Below are 19,901 nucleotides of genomic sequence, written 5' to 3' on the forward strand. Positions count from 1 at the left end.
CGCCTCGCGCCGCGGCCGTGCGGGGAGCGATGTCGTGTTCACTCAGGGCTGCAAACATCAAATCCCCCCGTTCTGTTCCGTATCCTGCCTCCGCGCATTCTCACGGAGTTGGCTTGAGAGAAGTTCGAGCACTGTGCGTGCACTCTCCCTACGGATTTCCGCACGGGAGCCGTTCAACCTCAGCCGAGCCGTTTTCCTGCCCACCGGACCGTCCACGGCGACGAAGACGGTGCCCACCGGCTGCCCGTCCTGCGGGTCCGGGCCGGCCACTCCGGTGGTCGCGATCCCCCACGAGGCGTCCAGGACCCGCCGCACTCCGGCCGCCATCTCCTCGGCGACCTGCGCGTTCACCGCGCCTTCGGCGGCGAGCAGCTGCGCGTCCACTCCCAGGACCCGGTGCTTGAGTTCCGTGGCGTACGCCGTGACAGAGCCGCGGAACGACCTGGAGGCTCCGGGGACGGCCGTGAGCTCGGCGGCCACCATGCCGCCGGTCAGCGATTCGGCGACGGCGAGGGTCTCGTCACTCTCCGCGAGCAGTCGCAGCACTTCCGTCGCCACCACCAGAACACCGGCGCCGTCTTCCGCCCCCGCAGAATCCGTCACGCCCCGGCCCGCTCCGCCGCGAGACCCTTGCGGCGCAGGACGACCGCCTGCCGGATGTAGTCCAAACCGGTGAGCACGGTCAGCACCACGGCGAGCGCCATCACCCAGAAGCGCAAGGTCGCCAGCGGCCCGGTCAGGGCCAGTACGTACATGCCCACGGCCGTTCCCTGGGCCAAGGTCTTGATCTTGCCGCCCCGGCTGGCCGGAATCACTCCGTAGCGGATCACCCAGAAGCGCAGCAGCGTGATCCCGAGCTCGCGGCCCAGGATCACCCCGGTCACCCACCAGGGCAGGTCACCCAGCCAGGAGAGGCAGATCAGCGCCGACCCCATGATCGCCTTGTCGGCGATCGGGTCGGCGATCTTGCCGAAGTCCGTGACCAGGTTGTACGTCCGGGCCAGGTGCCCGTCGAAGATGTCCGTGATCATGGCGACGGCGAACGCCGCCCACGCCCACGCCCGCCAAGCCGGGTCGTACCCGCCCTCGGCGAGCAGCAGGAAGACGAACCCCGGCACCAGCACGAGCCGGATCATCGTCAGGATGTTGGCGATGTTCCACAGGCTGGCCTGATTGACCGCCGCGGCCCCGAGCTTCGCGCCGGGCGCGGGCCGGCGGCCGGTCCCGCCCGCCGCAGATGCCGGGACTCCGGTCATCCGGCCGCCTCCTCAAGATCCACGCCCAGGGGCTCCGCCACCAGGTCCACACCCAGGGTGCCGACCACCTTCGCCGTGACGATACGCCCGGGGACCAGGCCCGTGCTGTCCGTGAAGACGACCTGGCCGTCGGTCTCGGGGGCCTGGTGCGCCGCGCGCCCGTAGGCCCCGTCGCCATCCTCGTCCACGGCCTCCACCGACTCGACGAGTACTTCCAGGGTCTCTCCGATCCGCTCCTCCGCGCGCTGCGAAGTGAGCTCCTCGGCGAGCCGCTGCATGTGCGCGAGGCGCTCGGCGATCGTGTCCGCGTCCAGCTTGCCCTCGTACCCGACGGCTTCGGTGCCGTCCTCGTCCGAGTAACCGAAGACGCCGATGGCGTCGAGGCGGGCGTGGGTGAGGAAACGCTCCAGCTCGGCGAAGTCCGACTCCTTCTCGCCGGGGAAGCCGACGATGAAGTTGGACCGGACGCCGGCCGTCGGGGCCTTGGAGCGGATGGTGTCCAGCAGCTCCAGGAAGCGGTCGGTGTCACCGAAGCGGCGCATGGCGCGCAGCACGTCGGGCGCGGAGTGCTGGAAGGACAGGTCGAAGTACGGCACGACCTTGGGGGTCGAGGTGAGTACGTCGATCAGGCCGGGCCGCATCTCGGCCGGCTGGAGGTAGCTCACTCGCACGCGCTCGATGCCGTCCACCTCGGCGAGCTCGGGCAGCAGGGTCTCCAGCAGGCGGATGTCGCCGAGGTCCTTGCCGTACGAGGTGTTGTTCTCGGAGACCAGCATGATCTCCTTGACGCCCTGCTCGGCGAGCCAGCGGGTCTCGCCCAGCACGTCGCTGGGGCGGCGGGAGATGAAGGAGCCGCGGAAGGACGGGATGGCGCAGAAGGAGCAGCGCCGGTCGCAGCCGGAGGCCAGCTTGACCGAGGCCACGGGGCTCTTGTCGAGACGGCGGCGCAGGGGCGCGCGCGGCCCGGAGGCGGGTGCGAGCCCGTCCGGGAGGTCCGCGGGGGAAGCCTCCGGCTCCTGGGCGTGGCCGGGCAGGGCCACCGCGGTGTCCTGGCGCTCCGCCGGGCTGATCGGCAGCAGCTTGCGCCGGTCGCGCGGGGTGTGGGAGGCGTGGACGCCGCCGTTGAGGATGGTCTGGAGGCGGTCGGAGATGTCGGCGTAGTCGTCGAAGCCGAGGACTCCGTCGGCTTCGGGGAGCGCTTCGGCGAGTTCCTTGCCGTAGCGCTCGGCCATACAGCCGACGGCGACGACGGCCTGCGTCTTGCCGTGATCCTTGAGATCGTTGGCTTCCAGCAGGGCGTCTACGGAGTCCTTCTTGGCGGCTTCGACGAAGCCGCAGGTGTTGACGACGGCTACGTCCGCATCGGCGGCGTCCTCGACGAGCTCCCAGCCATCCGCCGCCAAGCGGCCTGCGAGCTCCTCCGAGTCCACCTCGTTACGGGCGCAGCCAAGAGTGACAAGGGCGACGGTACGGCGTTCGGGCATGGACTCAAGACTACTTCGTCCCGGCGCGGGTCCCGGCCCCAAGTCCCCTTACATCAAGATCCCCGGGGTGCGGAAGGGCACCCCGGGGATCCGGATTGAAGCGTTCCGCCCTAGGGCGGCCCAGGCTCAGCCCGCCTGCGGCTGATCCTGGAGCGGGTCTTCCTTGGTGTATGTGAGACGTTCCACCTGACCCGGCTGGAAGTCGTCCTTGATCTCCTTGCCGTTCACGAACAGCTTCACGGCCCCGGCGTCGCCGAGCACGAGGTCGACGGACTCCTTGTCCGTGAAGGTCTTGGACTCGCCCTGATCGAGGGTTCCGTCGAAGAGCAGCCGGCCGGTGGAGTCCTTCGCCGAGATCCAGCTCTCGCCCGTATCGGCCGTCAGGACGACCGTGACGAGGTCCTTGGGTGCCGCGGCGATGGCGCTGTCCGAAGGCTCCGGCTTGGGCGCCTGCGGGGCCGGGGTGGTCTGCTCGGGCTGCGCGGCGGGCTTTCCGCCGCTCTGCTTGGGTGCGGGCTTCGGCGCGGTGGAACCTTCCGCCACCGGCCGCTTGCCCTTCTCGTCGCCGCCGCTGAAGGCGGTGAAGCCCACGAAGCCGATCACGGCGACGATGGCGGCGACCATGGCGGCGGTCCAGTTGGGCCGCTGCCGCTCGGGGCGGATCCGTTCGGCTTCGAACATCGGCGCGGCGGGGGTGGGTGCCGGCCGGCCGCCGTGGGCCGCGTCGTAGGCCTCGACCAGGGGTTCCGGATCGAGGTGCACGGCGCGGGCGAGCGTACGGATGTGACCGCGGGCGTAGACGTCGCCGCCGCACCGCGTGAAGTCGTCCTCTTCGATCGCGTGCACGATCGGGATGCGCACGCGGGTGGTGGAACTGACCTCGTCGACAGTGAGCCCGGCGGCGATCCGGGCCTTCTTGAGGGCCGTCCCGATGGACGGTCCTTCGACGGAACGTTCGACAAGACGGTCCTCGGACCGGTCGTCGGTCGAAGGACGCTCTTCTTCGGGGGAGTTGGAGTTGCCGATGGACACGAGGGCGCCTTTCGAGCGTGTAGCCACCTGCTGGATGTCCAGTCTAGGGGGGTGACGAAAGGGTGGAGCAACCGGAGGGTGCACTTCCTACGCCATCCGAATGGCGAGGGAAGCTACCCTCCGTTCAACTGGACGCGGGCCCAAGGGAAACGGTTGCCCGGCGTTTCCTTACGGTCCGGTCTCGCCTCGGATGACGGCCAGCACGGCGTCCAGCTCGTCGGCCTTGAGCAGGACGTCGCGCGCCTTCGAACCCTCGCTCGGGCCGACGATTCCCCGCGACTCCATCAGGTCCATGAGCCGGCCGGCCTTCGCGAAGCCCACCCGCAGCTTGCGCTGGAGCATCGAGGTGGAGCCGAACTGGGTCGAGACCACCAGCTCCGCCGCCTGGCACAGCAGGTCCAGGTCGTCGCCGATGTCCTCGTCGATCTCCTTCTTCTGCTTCTGCCCGACGGTGACGTCCTCCCGGAAGACGGGCGCCATCTGGTCCTTGCAGTGCTGCACGATCCCGGCGATCTCGTCCTCGGTGACGAAGGCGCCCTGCAGGCGGACGGGCTTGTTCGCCCCCATCGGCAGGAACAGCCCGTCGCCCTTGCCGATGAGCTTCTCCGCGCCCGGCTGGTCGAGGATGACCCGGCTGTCGGCCAGCGAGGAGGTCGCGAAGGCCAGCCGCGAGGGCACGTTCGCCTTGATCAGACCGGTCACCACGTCCACCGAGGGCCGCTGCGTCGCCAGCACCAGGTGGATGCCGGCCGCGCGGGCCAGCTGGGTGATGCGGACGATCGAGTCCTCCACGTCGCGCGGGGCCACCATCATCAGGTCGGCCAGCTCGTCGACGATCACCAGCAGGTACGGGTACGGGCTGAGCTCCCGCTCGCTGCCCGGCGGCAGTTTGATCTTGCCGTCCCGGATCGCCTGGTTGAAGTCGTCGATGTGCCGGTAGCCGAAGGCGGCCAGGTCGTCGTAGCGCAGGTCCATCTCGCGCACGACCCACTGCAGTGCCTCGGCGGCCCGCTTGGGATTGGTGATGATCGGCGTGATCAGGTGCGGGATGCCCTCGTACGCCGTCAGCTCCACCCGCTTGGGGTCGACGAGCACCATCCGCACGTCCTCCGGCGTCGCCCGGACCATCACCGAGGTGATCAGGCAGTTGATGCAGGAGGACTTGCCGGAGCCGGTGGCACCGGCCACCAGGACGTGCGGCATCTTCGCGAGGTTGGCCATGACGTAGCCGCCCTCGACGTCCTTGCCCAGCGCCACCAGCATCGGATGGTCGTCCTCGGCCGCGTCCGCCAGCCGGAGCACGTCCCCGAGGTTGACCATCTCCCGGTCGGTGTTCGGGATCTCGATGCCGACCGCCGACTTGCCCGGGATCGGGCTGATGATCCGCACGTCCGGCGAGGCCACCGCGTAGGCGATGTTCTTCGCCAGCGCCGTGATCCGCTCGACCTTGACCGCGGGGCCGAGCTCCACCTCGTAGCGGGTGACCGTCGGACCCCGGGTGAAACCGGTGACCTTCGCGTCGACCTTGAACTCCATGAAGACGTTCGTCAGCGAGGCGACCACGGCATCGTTCGCGGCACTGCGGGTCTTGCCCGGACCGCCCCGCTCCAGCAGGTCCAGCGAGGGCAGGGCGTACGTGATGTCGCCGCGCAGCTGGAGCTGCTCGGCACGCGGCGGCAAGGGCTGGGTCTCGGGCGGGGCCTTGGTCAGATCGGGCACCGACAGCGTCCCGGAGGCCGCGGCGGTCGTGGCGTGCGGCTGCTCGGCGGGAGCGGAGGCCGGTACGGAACGCTCCTCGCGGGCCGACGGCACGGGAGCGGTGATCTCCGCACCCTCCCGCTCGACACCGATCCCCTGCGTGAGGTCGGCGACGAGGGGCGAGGGCGGCATCCCCCCGTAGACCACCCCGTCCAGCGCCGCGGCGGCCGCCGCGGCCACGTCCACGGCGTCCATCTCCCGGTCCATGGCCGGCCGGGCCCTGCGCGGACGCCTTCGCCGGGCCAACGCCTCCTCCTCGGCGGCGTCCGCCGGATCGTCGGAGCCCGGACCGGCGCCGGCACGGGCCCGCCACTGCGCGGCGTCATGCCGGTCCCGCCGGTCCGAGGCCGCGCCGTCCTCCTGCTCCCCGTACCCCTCGTCGTACTCGTTCGGGGCGATGACCCCGAGCCGGATGCCCAGCCGGCGCAGCCGCTGCGGGATCGCGTTGACCGGGGTCGCGGTGACCACGAGTAGCCCGAAGACGGTGAGCAGCACCAGCATGGGCACGGCCAGCGGCGCACCCATCGTGAAGATCAGCGGCTTCGAGGCGCCCCAGCCGACGAGCCCGCCCGCGTTCTGCATCGCGGTGGTGCCCTCGTCGCGGCCGGGAGCACCGCAGGCGATGTGGACCAGGCCCAGCACGCCGATGACGAGGGCGGAGAGGCCGACGCCGATGCGGCCGTTGGCGTCGGTCTGCTCGGGGTGGCGGATGAAACGTACCGCCATGACGCCGAGCAGGATCGGCACGAGCAGATCCAGGCGCCCGAAGGCACCCGTGACCAGCATCGTGACCAGATCCCCGACGGGACCGCTCAGATTCGACCAGGTCCCCGCGGCGACGATCAGCGCGAGCGCGAGCAGCAGCAGCGCGACGCCGTCCTTGCGGTGGGCGGGGTCGAGGTTCTTGGCCCCGTGGCCGATACCGCGGAAGACCGCGCCGACCGCGTGTGCGCAGCCGAGCCACACGGCACGCACCAGCCGCACCACACCCCCCGTCGGGGACGGCGCGGGCTTGGCCGCGACCTTCTTGACCGGGGCGCGCTTGGCCGCCGCGGCCTTCTTCGCGGGCGGCTTGCGCGCGGGCGCCGCCTTCTTCGCCGGCGCCGTCGTACGGCCGGTGCGGCCCTTCGCGGTGCCCGCGGTGCTCTGGGAACCCTTGCCGGACGTACTTGAGGCCATGCGCCCGAGGTTACCCGGGCGTGCCCCGGTGGACACGCGTGCCCACCCCTTCACCCGTTCGTGTCGCGTGCCCTACAGGCACTTTGACGCCCCACCACACCTGACGCCGCATCAGCCTCAGCCCTGCGCGGGCAGCACCGCTCCCCCGGTTCCGGGCTCCAGCGCGTCCAGCGCCCGGCGCAGCCCGGTGAGTTTGCGCTCCAGGTGCGCCGCGGTCGCCACCACGCCCGCATCGGCCGAGTCCTCGCCGAGCTGCTTGGTCAGCGCCTCGGCCTGCTCCTCCACCGCCGCGAGCCGCGCGGAGAGCTCGGCCAGCAGTCCGGCCGTCTCCTTGCTGCCGTCGCCGTTGGAACCGCCGCCCTCCAACTGGAGCCGCAGCAGCGCCGCCTGCTCCCGCAGCTTGCAGTTCTTGGTGTACAGCTCCACGAAGACCGAGACCTTGGCCCGCAGCACCCACGGGTCGAAGGGCTTGGAGATGTAGTCGACCGCACCGGCCGCGTAGCCGCGGAACGTGTGGTGCGGACCGTGGTTGATCGCGGTGAGGAAGATGATCGGGATGTCCCGGGTCCGCTCCCGCCGCTTGATGTGCGCGGCCGTCTCGAAACCGTCCATTCCCGGCATCTGCACATCCAGCAGGATGACCGCGAAATCGTCCGTCAACAGCGCCTTGAGCGCTTCCTCACCCGACGACGCCCGGACCAATGTCTGATCGAGCGCGGAGAGGATGGCCTCCAACGCCAGCAGATTCTCCGGCCGGTCATCGACCAGGAGGATCTTGGCCTTCTGCACCATGCCCTGTCCTCCTCGCCCCGGCATGGGGCCTCCCCGGCTCCAGGCTCCGGCCTGTGCGCCGGGCCCCGCCCCAGAGGACGGCATCCTTGCGCCGTCCGTCCTTGTGCCGGTCATCGTAGCCCCAGTCCCGAGATCGCCACACCCTGTCACCAAGATGTCACTGTGCACGATACGGAAACGTGGCGGGAGGGCAGAAGGTTCCCTCTGCGCCACCCGATCACGCCCGCCCGTGGATCACTTTCCGCGCATGTGCCCTTCCATGACCGACAGCAGGTAGTCGGGCTCGACCGGCTTGGTGACGTAGTCGGACGCACCGGACTCGATGGCCTTCTCCCGGTCGCCCTTCATCGCCTTGGCGGTGAGCGCGATGATGGGCAGCCCCTCGAACTGCGGCATCTGCCGGATCGCGGCCGTCGTCGCGTACCCGTCCATCTCCGGCATCATGATGTCCATCAGCACCACCGCCACGTCGTCGTGCTGCTCCAGGACCTCGATGCCCTCCCGGCCGTTCTCCGCGTAGAGCACCGCCAGCCCGTGCTGCTCCAGCACGCTCGTCAGCGCGAAGACGTTGCGGACGTCGTCGTCCACGATGAGCACCCGCTCGCCCCGGAAGTCGTACGTCCGCGGCGAGACCGGCAGGGCCTCCTCCAGATCCCACGCGTCGGAGTCCGGCTGGCCCGGGACCTCCACCCGCGGCAGCGAATCGCCCAGGTTCTTGCGGCGCCGCCTGAACAGCGCCGAGGAGCCGTGACCGGCCGGCTCGGCGGCCGGCAGCCCCGGCCGTGCCTGCGGGGCCTGCTGGGCCTGCACCGTCGGTACGGTCACCGACGCGGCCGGGGCCTGCGGCAGCGCGGGCCGCGCCGCCCCGTCGACCGCCCTGCGGTACAGCTCACCGCGGGCGCCGCCGGGCGTGGGCGGCGCGTACCCCTGCGGAGGCAGCTCGCTCGGGTGCAGCGGCAGGTACAGGGTGAACGTGGACCCCCGGCCGGGCTCGCTGGCGGCGTGGATCTCCCCGCCCAGCAGCCGCGCGATCTCCCGGCTGATGGACAGCCCGAGGCCCGTGCCCCCGTACTTGCGGCTCGTGGTCCCGTCGGCCTGCTTGAACGCCTCGAAGATCACCAGCATCTTGCTCGCCGCGATCCCGATCCCGGTGTCGGTCACCGAGAAGGCGATCAGGTCCGCGTCCGCCTCGCGCAGCGAACCGGCCTCCAGGAGCTGCTCGCGGATCGCCGTCGGCACGTCGGCGCCGGCCGGCCGGATCACCAGCTCCACCGCCCCGGTGTCGGTGAACTTCACCGCGTTCGACAGCAGGTTGCGCAGCACCTGCAACAGCCGCTGCTCGTCCGTGTGCAGGGTCGCCGGCAGCTCCGGGGAGACCCGGACCGAGAAGTCCAGCCCCTTCTCCGCCGTCAGCGGCCGGAAGGTCGCCTCCACGTAGTCCACCAGCTGCACGAGCGCGATCCGGGTCGGCGAGACGTCCATCTTCCCGGCCTCGACCTTCGACAGGTCGAGGATGTCGTTGATCAGCTGGAGCAGGTCGGAACCCGCCCCGTGGATGGTCTCGGCGAACTCCACCTGCTTCGGCGACAGGTTCTCGTCCGCGTTGTCGGCGAGCAGCTTGGCCAGGATCAGCAGCGAGTTGAGCGGGGTCCGCAGCTCGTGCGACATGTTCGCCAGGAACTCGGACTTGTAGCGCATCGAGACCGCGAGCTGCTCGGCGCGCTCCTCCAGGACCTGCCGGGCCTCCTCGATCTCGGTGTTCTTCACCTCGATGTCCCGGTTCTGCCGGGCGAGCAGTTCGGCCTTCTCCTCCAGCTCCGCGTTGGCGGCCTGGAGGGCCTTCTGCCGGTTCTCCAGCTCGTCGGAGCGCTCGCGCAGCTGCTCGGTCATCTCCTGCGACTGCTTCAGCAGCATCTCCGTCTTGGAGTTGACGCTGATGGTGTTGACGCTCGTACCGATCATCTCGGCGATCTGGCTGAGGAAGTCCTTCTGGATCTGCGTGAACGGCGTGAACGACGCCAGCTCGATGACGCCGAGCAGCTTCCCCTCGAAGAGCACCGGCAGCACGATCACGTGCGCCGGCGGCGCTTCGCCGAGCCCCGAGGAGATCTTCAGGTAGCCGGGCGGGGTGTTCTCGACGAGGATCGTCCGCTTCTCCTCGGCGACCGTCCCGATCAGCCCCTCCCCCGGCCGGAAGGAGGTGGGCATCTGGCCTCCGGCGTACGCGTAACTCCCGCGCATCCGCAGCTCGTACGAGCCCTCCGCGCCCCCCTCCGTGCCGATCTCGGTGGTCCCGCCGGCGGGCAGCGCCAGGAAGAAGGCGCCGTGCTGCGCGGAGACCACCGGGGTGAGCTCGCTCATGATCAGCGAGGCCACGTCGTCGAGCTCCCGGCGGCCCTGCATCAGGGCGGAGATCCGGGCGAGGTTGCCCTTGAGCCAGTCCTGCTCCTTGTTGGCCAGGGTGGTGTCGCGCAGGTTGACGATCATCGTGTTGATGTTGTCCTGGAGGACCTGGATCTCGCCCGCCGCGTCCACGTCGACCTTCAGGCTCAGGTCGCCGCGGGTCACCGCCGTGGCCACGGCCGCGATGGCGCGCACCTGCCGGGTGAGGTTCCCGGCCATCTCGTTCACCGACTCCGTCAGGTCCCGCCAGGTGCCGTCGACGTCCCGGACGCGTGCCTGGCCGCCCAGGATGCCCTCGGTACCCACCTCACGGGCGACCCGCGTCACCTGGTCGGCGAAGGAGGACAGCTGGTCGACCATCGTGTTGATGGTGGTCTTGAGCTCCAGGATCTCGCCGCGGGCGTCGATGTCGATCTTCTTGGTCATGTCGCCCTTGGCGATGGCGGTCGTGACCATGGCGATCTGGCGGACCTGGCCGGTGAGGTTGGAGGCCATGAAGTTCACCGAATCGGTGAGGTCCTTCCAGGTCCCCGAGACGCCCGGTACGTGCGCCTGCCCGCCGAGCCGGCCCTCCGTGCCCACCTCGCGGGCCACGCGCGTGACCTCGTCCGCGAACGACGACAGGGTCTTCACCATCGTGTTGACCGTGTCGGCGAGCTGCGCGACCTCGCCGCGCGCCTCGACCGTGACCTTCTTCGTCAGATCGCCGTTGGCCACCGCCGCCGAGACCTGGGAGATGTTGCGCACCTGGGAGGTCAGGTTGTTGGCCATCAGGTTGACGTTGTCGGTCAGGTCCTTCCAGATGCCGGTCACCCCGCGCACCCGCGCCTGGCCGCCCAGAATGCCCTCGGAACCCACCTCGCGGGCCACCCGGGTCACCTGCTCGGCGAAGGATGACAGCTGGTCGACCATCGTGTTGACGGTGGTCACCAGCTCCAGGATCTCGCCCTTGGCATCGACGGTGATCTTCTTCGACAGGTCGCCCATGGCGACGGCCGTCGTCACCTCGGCGATGTTGCGCACCTGCGAGGTCAGGTTGTTCGCCATGAAGTTGACGGACTGGGTGAGGTCCTTCCAGGTACCGGAGACACCCTTCACCTCCGCCTGACCGCCGAGGATGCCCTCGGTGCCCACCTCGCGGGCCACCCGCGTCACCTGCTCCGCGAAGTTCGAGAGCTGGTCGACCATCGTGTTGAGGGTGTTCTTCAGCTCCAGGATCTCGCCGCGCGCGTCCACGTCGATCTTCTGCGACAGGTCACCGCGCGCCACCGCCGTGGCGACCTGCGCGATGTTGCGCACCTGCGAGGTCAGGTTCCCGGCCATGCCGTTCACCGAGTCGGTCAGGTCGCGCCACACACCGGCCACGCCGGGCACCTGCGCCTGACCGCCGAGTCGGCCCTCCGTACCCACGTCCCGGGCCACCCGGGTCACCTGCTCGGCGAAGGCCGAGAGCTGGTCGACCATCGTGTTGATGGTGTTCTTCAGCTCCAGGATCTCTCCCCGGGCATCCACGTCGATCTTCTGCGACAGGTCACCGCGCGCCACCGCCGTGGTCACCTGGGCGATCTGTCGCACCTGGGAGGTCAGGTTGCCGGCCATGAAGTTGACGGAGTCGGTGAGCTCCTTCCAGGTGCCGGACACCCCCTCCACCCGCGCCTGGCCGCCGAGCCGACCCTCCGTGCCCACGTCGCGCGCCATCCGCGTGACCTGGTCGGCGAAGGAGGACAGCTGGTCCACCATCGTGTTCACGGTGTTCTTCAGCTGGAGCATCTCGCCGGAGACGTCGACCGTGACCTTCTGCGACAGGTCGCCGTTGGCCACCGCCGTCGTCACCTGCGCGATGTTGCGGACCTGCCCGGTGAGGTTGCGGAAGGCGGTGTTCACCGAGTCGGTGAGGTCCTTCCACGTCCCCGCCGCACCCGGCACCTGCGCCTGACCACCGAGCTCGCCCTCGACACCGACCTCACGGGCCACCCGCGTCACTTCGGCACCGAACGACTGGAGCTGGTCCACCATCGTGTTGACGGTGTTCTTCAGCTCCAGCATCTCGCCGGCCACGTCGACCGTGACCTTCTGCGACAGGTCGCCGTTGGCCACCGCCGTCGTCACCGTCGCGATGTCCCGCACCTGCGTGGTGAGGTTGCGGAAGACCGTGTTCACCGAGTCGGTGAGGTCCTTCCACGTCCCCGCGGCCCCCGGCACCTGCGCCTGACCGCCCAGCGTTCCCTTGGCCCCGACCTCGCTGGCCACGCGCGTGACCTCGTCGGCGAAGGTCCGCAGCGTCTCGGTCATCTGGTTGATCGTTTCGGCCAGCTGCGCCACCTCACCGCGCGCGCTGACCCGTACCTTCTGCGACAGGTCGCCGTTCGCGACAGCCGTCGTGACCTGCGCGATCCCGCGCACCTGGGCCGTCAGGTTGCCGGCCATGGTGTTGACGGAGTCCGTCAGGTCCTTCCACACACCCGCGACCCCGGGCACCTTCGCCTGGCCGCCCAGCTCGCCCTCGGTACCCACCTCGCGGGCGACGCGGGTCACCTCGGAGGAGAAGGAGGACAGCTGGTCCACCATCGTGTTGACGGTGTTCTTCAGCTGGAGCATCTCGCCGGCCACGTGCACCGTGACCTTGCGCGACAGATCGCCCTTGGCGACCGCCGTCGTGACGAGAGCGATATCACGCACCTGAGCGGTGAGCCGGTACGCCATCGTGTTGACGGAGTCGGTCAGATCCTTCCAGGAACCGGACATTCCGCGTACCTGGGCCTGGCCGCCGAGCTTGCCCTCGGTGCCCACCTCCAGCGCCACGCGCGTCACCTCGTCGGTGAACGCGGACAGCTGGTCGACCAGGTTGTTGACCGTACGCCCGACCTTCAGGAACTCCCCGCGCAGCGGATGCCCCACCCCCTCGGGTGTCTGGGTCCGCAGGTCCATCCGCTGGTCCAGGTCACCCTCGGCCACCGCCGACAGCACCCGGCCCACCTCGGACACCGGTCGCGCCAGATCGTCCACCAGCTGGTTCGAGGCGTCGATCGCGGCCGCCCAGGAGCCCTCGCAGGCACCGGTTTCCAGCCGTTCGCTCAGCTTGCCCTCGCGGCCCACCATCCTGCGGACCCGCGACAGCTCCCCCGTCAGGTGCAGGTTCCGGTCGGCGACCTCGTTGTAGACGGCGGCGATCTCCGCCATCACGCCCTCGCCGGACACCGTCAGCCGCTTGCGGAAATTGCCGTCCCGCATCGACACCAGGGCCGTGAGCAGCCGGTTCAGAGCGGCGGTATCGACCTCGGTCGTGCCGCTGCGCCGCGGACGCCCGCCCTTCGGCCGCGTCCCTGTACGCCGCACCGCTGCGCCAGACTCCACCGTGTCCCTCCCGAAAGGGTCGACCGCTGTTCCACCGGACACCTGACTCCTCACGAGCCGGTTCCGCAAGCCTGCCCAGTGTTTCACCCTGGCCGAACCCGGCCATAACACTTCGGCACCATCGCACACCCGCCGTACCCTCCGGGTGGATTCCCGGACGACGGCACCATGCCGACCGCGAAGGTAAGTAACCTGGCACCCGATGTCCAACCGCGTCGAAGGAGACTCGTGATCACGGCACGGGCGGCTGCCAGTTTCGATCCCCTCGGGCGATCCGTCGCCGCCGCCCGCGCGTTCGTCCGCGACACGCTGCAGGGCTGGGGCTTCGCGGACATCGTCGACGACGCGGTGGTGCTCACCAGCGAGCTCGTCACCAATGCCGTGGTCCACGCCGGAACCCGCGCCGAGGTCCTGTGCCTGCGCGCCGGAGACGGCGTACGCGTCGAGGTCGCCGACCGCTACCCGGAACGCGAGCTCCCGCTCCAGCACCCCGAGCGCCCGTACGCCGACCCCGACCGCGAGAACGGCCGCGGCCTGATGCTCTGCGCCGCCCTCGCCACCCGCTGGGGCGTCGAGTACACCACCACCCACAAACACGTGTGGTTCCGCCTCGACCTCCCGGACCGTCCGGTCGGTACCCGCTCCGCGGGCCCCGTCGTCCCCGACCGACTGCTCCCCCTCGCCGACAGCCGGGTCCGCGTCGCCGTCCTCCAGATCGACTCAGCCGACTCCATCAGCGCCTGGAACGAAGACGCCGAGCACATCTTCGGCTACACCGCCGAGAAGGTCATCGGCCGCCCGCTCGCCGAGCTCGCCGCCTGGCCACAGACCCCCGGCACGGGAACCGGGGTCGCCGAGGCCCTGCGCCTGTCCCGCTGGGAGGGCAGTTACGGAGTCCGCGGCGCCGACGGCCGCGTCATCCCCGTCTACGCCTCCCACCTGCGGGTCCGCGATGCCCACGGCGAGCCGTCCATCGTGTGCCTCCTCGTCCACGACGACGAGCGCGCGCTGCTCCAGACCCCCGTGCGCGTGCCGATCGACAGCGGCCAGCACACCGAGCCCCGCACCGTGGACCCCTTCGAGGTCTTCATCGGCTCCCCCGCCCCCGACGACCTCGACGGCCTGCTCCAGCGCACCGTCGAACGGGCCCGCGACCTCCTCGACGCCGACGCCGCCTTCCTCCTCCTCGCCACGGACGACGAAACGGAACTCGAAGTCCGCGCCACCACGGGCCTGCCCTCCACCCGCCAGCGCTTCGCCCGCGTCCCCGTCGAGGCCGGCACCAACCGCTACGGCTCCGCCCGTATGCCCGCCGTCCACGACGACCTCGCCGTGGTCCCCGGAGCCGTGCCGCTCCTGGAATCCACCGGCATGCGCTCGGCCGTCACCGTCCCCCTCAAGGTCGAAGGCCGCCTCACCGGCTCCCTCGGCGTCGCCGCCGAAACCCCGGGCCGCTACACGAACGAAGAGGCCCTGCGCCTCCAGTTCGCCGCCGACCGCATCGCCCTCGCCGTCGAATCGGCCCGCCTCGGCGAGCTGGAACGCCTGCGCCGCGGCTCCCTCTCCTTCCTCGTCGAGGCCTCCGACCTGCTGGCCGGCACCCTCGATCGGGACCAGACCCTGGCCCTGATGGCCCAGATGACCGTCCCGACCCTCGCCACCTGGTGCGCCGTCTACACCATCGCCGACCAGTCCTCCGACCCGTACCTCTCGTACGTACTCCACGAGGACGAGGAACGCATCGACGGCCTCAAGGTCCTCCTCTCCCAGGTCAGCCCGCCGGAACCGGTCCGCGAGGCCGGTGCCCGCCCCTGGCCGGAGACCGCCCTGGCGGTCGGCGGCGAGACCGTGGTCCTGCCCCTCCTCGCCCGCAACCGCGTCATCGGGCTCCTCACCCTCGGCAAGCCGTCCGAGGAGCACTTCCGCCAGGAGATCCTCGAACTCGCCGAGGACCTCTCCCGCCGTGCGGCCCTCGCCCTCGACAACGCCCGCCTGTACTCGGAGCGCACCGCGATCAGCCGCTCCCTCCAGCGCAGCCTGCTGCCGCCCGGCTCCCCCGCCATCCCCGGCATGGAGGTCGAGGTCATCTACCGTGCGGCCGGCGAGGGCAACGAAGTGGGCGGCGACTTCTACGACGTCTTCCCGATCCGCGACGGCGCGTACGGCTTCGCCATCGGCGACGTCTGCGGTACGGGCCCCGAGGCGGCCGCCGTCACCGGCCTCGCCCGGCACGCCCTGCGTCTCCTCGCCCGCGAAGGCCTCGGCGGCCCGGCCGTCCTCCAGCGCCTCAACGCGGCGATCCTCGACGAGGGCGCCCGCAGCCGCTTCCTCACGCTCCTCTACGGCGAACTGCACCCCCAGCCCGACGGCGGCGCCCTGATGAAGGTCGTCTGCGCGGGCCACCCACTCCCACTGCGCCTGCGCCCGAACGGCGAGGTGCTCGCGGCCGCCGACCCCCAGCCCCTCCTCGGCGTCATCGAAGACCTCGACCTCTACGAGCAGACGCTCACGCTCGACCCCGGCGACGTCCTGCTCTGCGTCACGGACGGGGTGACGGAACGCCGCGAGGGCACCCGCATGCTCGGTGACGACGGCCTCGCCGAGGTCCTCACCACCTGCACCGGCCTCACCGCGGGCGCGGTCGCCTCCCGAGTCCTGCGCGCGGTGGAACGCTTCGCGGCCGAGCCGGCCTCGGACGACATGGCCATCCTGGCCTTCCGCGTCCCCCACCAGCGCAATGGCGACTGAACGGGCCGCCGACCCCCTTACCGCCTAGGCGGCCGCGCCGACAGGATCATGAAGGACGGGGCCGCCATCTCCGTGACCCAGGGGATCCTGCCACTGCCGACGTCGGGCCCCGCGCTCTGCCGTCTGACGGCCGAGCCGACGGACACCGATGACGAATGCACGGGAAAGCCACCGGCCTCAGGGGCCCTCACGATCACGAGGACGAGGCGTCGGATCCTTGCGATGCTCATGGTCATGTTCATGAGAGGGGCCTTCCGCAGATCGAGGAGCAACGGGCTTCGTCATCCCATTGCGCCCCACTGCCTGACCCCGGTCACGGCCCGGAAAGTCGGGGCTTGACAAGAGGCCCCCGCCAGTTCGCGGGGGCCTCTGTCAGTCGTCCGTCAGACGTCCCGACGGCTCAACCCGATGCCGAGCACGTCGCGGACGTAGTTCTCGACGAAACCGGGCAGCCACGGGCTCTCCGCCATCCCGTCGAAGACCTTCACCACCCGCTCGTCCGGCTCGTCCGTCAGCAGGACGATCCGCCACGTGTTGGTCGGCCGGTCGTCCGTGCCCGCGACCCCGTGCTGGACGTGGAACAGCGGCTGACTGGTGTCCGCAGTCAACGCATTGCCCTCCTCGTCGGAGAACCGAGCCCGGCCGAGGAAAGTGACGACCTGCCGTTCGTGGTCGAGCCACACCTCTTCGAGCACGAGCCCGTACCGCTCGGGCTCCAGCCACAGCCGCTGCCGCGACTGCCGTACGAACTCGTCCCCCAGCTCTCCACCGGCCTGCCCGGGCACCCAGGCCGAGGCAGTGCCTTCCTGGACCACGTACGGAATGAAAGCACCGGGATTGCCGGCCTTCCGTACTTCCATATCCCAGAGCATGGCCCGGGTCAGAACCAGCGGCTCCTCGGTGACGTACCGCTCCTGCAGGATGCGATTGACATCCACCGGCGGCAGCTCGACGCAGGTGTACCGCGCGTCGTCCCATGCCTTCTCGAACTCGGCCTGGGCGGCCGCTACCTCTTCTGTCATGACGATGTTCCTCCCCAAAGATCATTTGGAGGATACACAAAGCCCGAAAACGCAAAAAGGCCCCCGCCTCAAGGCGGGGGCCTTTTCATTGGAGCCCTTTAACGGAATCGAACCGTTGACCTTCTCCTTACCATGGAGACGCTCTACCGACTGAGCTAAAAGGGCGGGTTGTTCGGCGGCGTCCTACTCTCCCACAGGGTCCCCCCTGCAGTACCATCGGCGCTGAAAGGCTTAGCTTCCGGGTTCGGAATGTAACCGGGCGTTTCCCTAACGCTATGACCACCGAAACACTATGAAATTTGAACGCTGGCATTGACACAGCTGTTCGTTATTTCAGAACTAACACAGTGGACGCGAGCAACTGAGGACAAGCCCTCGGCCTATTAGTACCAGTCAGCTTCACCCGTTACCGGGCTTCCACATCTGGCCTATCAACCCAGTCGTCTACTGGGAGCCTTACCCTCTCAAGGAGGTGGGAATACTCATCTTGAAGCAGGCTTCCCGCTTAGATGCTTTCAGCGGTTATCCCTCCCGAACGTAGCCAACCAGCCATGCCCTTGGCAGGACAACTGGCACACCAGAGGTTCGTCCGTCCCGGTCCTCTCGTACTAGGGACAGCCCTTCTCAATATTCCTACGCGCACAGCGGATAGGGACCGAACTGTCTCACGACGTTCTAAACCCAGCTCGCGTACCGCTTTAATGGGCGAACAGCCCAACCCTTGGGACCGACTCCAGCCCCAGGATGCGACGAGCCGACATCGAGGTGCCAAACCATCCCGTCGATATGGACTCTTGGGGAAGATCAGCCTGTTATCCCCGGGGTACCTTTTATCCGTTGAGCGACGGCGCTTCCACAAGCCACCGCCGGATCACTAGTCCCGACTTTCGTCCCTGCTCGACCCGTCGGTCTCACAGTCAAGCTCCCTTGTGCACTTACACTCAACACCTGATTGCCAACCAGGCTGAGGGAACCTTTGGGCGCCTCCGTTACTCTTTGGGAGGCAACCGCCCCAGTTAAACTACCCATCAGACACTGTCCCTGATCCGGATCACGGACCGAGGTTAGACATCCAGCACGACCAGAGTGGTATTTCAACGGCGACTCCACAACCACTGGCGTGGCTGCTTCAAAGTCTCCCACCTATCCTACACAAGCCGAACCGAACACCAATATCAAACTATAGTAAAGGTCCCGGGGTCTTTCCGTCCTGCTGCGCGAAACGAGCATCTTTACTCGTAGTGCAATTTCACCGGGCCTATGGTTGAGACAGTCGAGAAGTCGTTACGCCATTCGTGCAGGTCGGAACTTACCCGACAAGGAATTTCGCTACCTTAGGATGGTTATAGTTACCACCGCCGTTTACTGGCGCTTAAGTTCTCAGCTTCGCAACCCCGAAAGGTCACTAACCGGTCCCCTTAACGTTCCAGCACCGGGCAGGCGTCAGTCCGTATACATCGCCTTACGGCTTCGCACGGACCTGTGTTTTTAGTAAACAGTCGCTTCTCGCTGGTCTCTGCGGCCACCCCCAGCTCACGGAGTAAATCCGATCACCAGTGATGGCCCCCCTTCTCCCGAAGTTACGGGGGCATTTTGCCGAGTTCCTTAACCATAGTTCACCCGAACGCCTCGGTATTCTCTACCTGACCACCTGAGTCGGTTTAGGGTACGGGCCGCCATGAAACTCGCTAGAGGCTTTTCTCGACAGCATAGGATCATCCACTTCACCACAATCGGCTCGGCATCAGGTCTCAGCCTTAATGAGGGACGGATTTGCCTACCCCTCGGCCTACACCCTTACCCCGGGACTACCACCGCCCGGGCTGGACTACCTTCCTGCGTCACCCCATCGCTTACCTACTACCACCTTGGATCGGCGGCTCCACCACTTTCCTTTCCCCGAAGGGTCCGGAACGGCTTCACGGCCTTAGCATTAGAGGATTCGATATTGGGCGTTTCAAAGCGGGTACCGGAATATCAACCGGTTGTCCATCGACTACGCCTGTCGGCCTCGCCTTAGGTCCCGACTTACCCTGGGCAGATCAGCTTGACCCAGGAACCCTTAGTCAATCGGCGCACACGTTTCTCACGTGTGTATCGCTACTCATGCCTGCATTCTCACTCGTGAACCGTCCACAACTAGCTTCCGCTGCTGCTTCACCCGGCACACGACGCTCCCCTACCCATCACAGCGGGCGTTGGCCCTATTGCTGCAATGACACGACTTCGGCGGTACGCTTGAGCCCCGCTACATTGTCGGCGCGGAATCACTTGACCAGTGAGCTATTACGCACTCTTTCAAGGGTGGCTGCTTCTAAGCCAACCTCCTGGTTGTCTCTGCGACTCCACATCCTTTCCCACTTAGCGTACGCTTAGGGGCCTTAGTCGATGCTCTGGGCTGTTTCCCTCTCGACCATGGAGCTTATCCCCCACAGTCTCACTGCCACGCTCTCACTTACCGGCATTCGGAGTTTGGCTAAGGTCAGTAACCCGGTAGGGCCCATCGCCTATCCAGTGCTCTACCTCCGGCAAGAAACACGTGACGCTGCACCTAAATGCATTTCGGGGAGAACCAGCTATCACGGAGTTTGATTGGCCTTTCACCCCTAACCACAGGTCATCCCCCAGGTTTTCAACCCTGGTGGGTTCGGTCCTCCACGAAGTCTTACCTCCGCTTCAACCTGCCCATGGCTAGATCACTCCGCTTCGGGTCTAGAGCGTGCAACTCAATCGCCCTATTCGGACTCGCTTTCGCTACGGCTTCCCCACACGGGTTAACCTCGCTACACACCGCTAACTCGCAGGCTCATTCTTCAAAAGGCACGCAGTCACGACCGTTGTTCCGAAGAACAACGGCGACGCTCCCACGGCTT

9 protein-coding genes, 1 tRNA gene and 2 rRNA genes (1 of these 12 only partly in view) are annotated in these 19,901 nt (G+C 68.2%); 1 reads left to right on the plus strand and 11 read right to left on the minus strand.

Features of this window, described 5'->3' with window-relative positions; all coding sequences use genetic code 11:
• Window positions 1–57: 57 nt before the first annotated feature.
• The 7 genes from OG625_RS10355 to OG625_RS10385 form a co-directional block, all read right to left on the minus strand.
• Window positions 58–603 carry a CinA family protein gene (locus OG625_RS10355; RefSeq protein WP_443067693.1) on the minus strand — a complete coding sequence of 182 codons (546 nt, stop codon included), beginning with the start codon at window positions 601–603 and terminating at the stop codon, window positions 58–60.
• Entirely contained in the window at window positions 600–1,256 is a 657-nt protein-coding gene (gene pgsA, locus OG625_RS10360) for a CDP-diacylglycerol--glycerol-3-phosphate 3-phosphatidyltransferase (RefSeq protein WP_329378589.1), read from the minus strand. Before pgsA ends, OG625_RS10355 begins: the two co-directional genes overlap by 4 nt.
• Entirely contained in the window at window positions 1,253–2,740 is a 1,488-nt protein-coding gene (gene rimO / locus OG625_RS10365; RefSeq protein WP_329378591.1) for a 30S ribosomal protein S12 methylthiotransferase RimO, read from the minus strand. Before rimO ends, pgsA begins: the two co-directional genes overlap by 4 nt.
• Window positions 2,741–2,866: 126 nt before the next feature.
• Window positions 2,867–3,772, minus strand: a complete 906-nt coding sequence (locus tag OG625_RS10370; RefSeq protein WP_329378593.1) for a helix-turn-helix domain-containing protein — start codon at window positions 3,770–3,772, stop codon at window positions 2,867–2,869.
• A gap of 168 nt (window positions 3,773–3,940) precedes the next feature.
• The gene (locus OG625_RS10375) at window positions 3,941–6,709 is read right to left on the minus strand and encodes an FtsK/SpoIIIE family DNA translocase (protein ID WP_329378595.1); all 2,769 of its coding nucleotides are present in this window, start codon (window positions 6,707–6,709) and stop codon (window positions 3,941–3,943) included.
• A gap of 117 nt (window positions 6,710–6,826) precedes the next feature.
• Window positions 6,827–7,501, minus strand: a complete 675-nt coding sequence (locus OG625_RS10380) for a response regulator (protein ID WP_329378597.1) — start codon at window positions 7,499–7,501, stop codon at window positions 6,827–6,829.
• A 234-nt stretch (window positions 7,502–7,735) separates the two neighbouring features.
• The gene (locus tag OG625_RS10385; RefSeq protein WP_329378599.1) at window positions 7,736–13,258 is read right to left on the minus strand and encodes a HAMP domain-containing protein; all 5,523 of its coding nucleotides are present in this window, start codon (window positions 13,256–13,258) and stop codon (window positions 7,736–7,738) included.
• A gap of 168 nt (window positions 13,259–13,426) precedes the next feature.
• On the opposite strand from OG625_RS10385, the gene OG625_RS10390 reads away from it, so the two are divergent.
• Window positions 13,427–16,006 (plus strand): SpoIIE family protein phosphatase, encoded by a 2,580-nt coding sequence (locus OG625_RS10390; protein ID WP_329378602.1) that lies wholly within the window; start codon window positions 13,427–13,429, stop codon window positions 16,004–16,006.
• Between the two features lie 383 nt (window positions 16,007–16,389).
• Here the strand turns inward: OG625_RS10390 and OG625_RS10395 are convergent, their stop codons facing one another.
• The 4 genes from OG625_RS10395 to OG625_RS10410 form a co-directional block, all read right to left on the minus strand.
• The gene (locus tag OG625_RS10395) at window positions 16,390–17,028 is read right to left on the minus strand and encodes a hypothetical protein (protein WP_329378603.1); all 639 of its coding nucleotides are present in this window, start codon (window positions 17,026–17,028) and stop codon (window positions 16,390–16,392) included.
• Window positions 17,029–17,117: 89 nt separating this feature from the next.
• Window positions 17,118–17,193: transfer RNA gene (locus OG625_RS10400), tRNA-Thr, on the minus strand.
• A gap of 5 nt (window positions 17,194–17,198) precedes the next feature.
• A 5S ribosomal RNA gene (gene rrf, locus OG625_RS10405) occupies window positions 17,199–17,315 on the minus strand.
• Between the two features lie 76 nt (window positions 17,316–17,391).
• Window positions 17,392–19,901, minus strand: a 23S ribosomal RNA gene (locus OG625_RS10410); it runs 613 nt beyond the window's last position.

The sequence above is a fragment of the Streptomyces sp. NBC_01351 genome (assembly GCF_036237315.1).
Classification (GTDB): domain Bacteria; phylum Actinomycetota; class Actinomycetes; order Streptomycetales; family Streptomycetaceae; genus Streptomyces.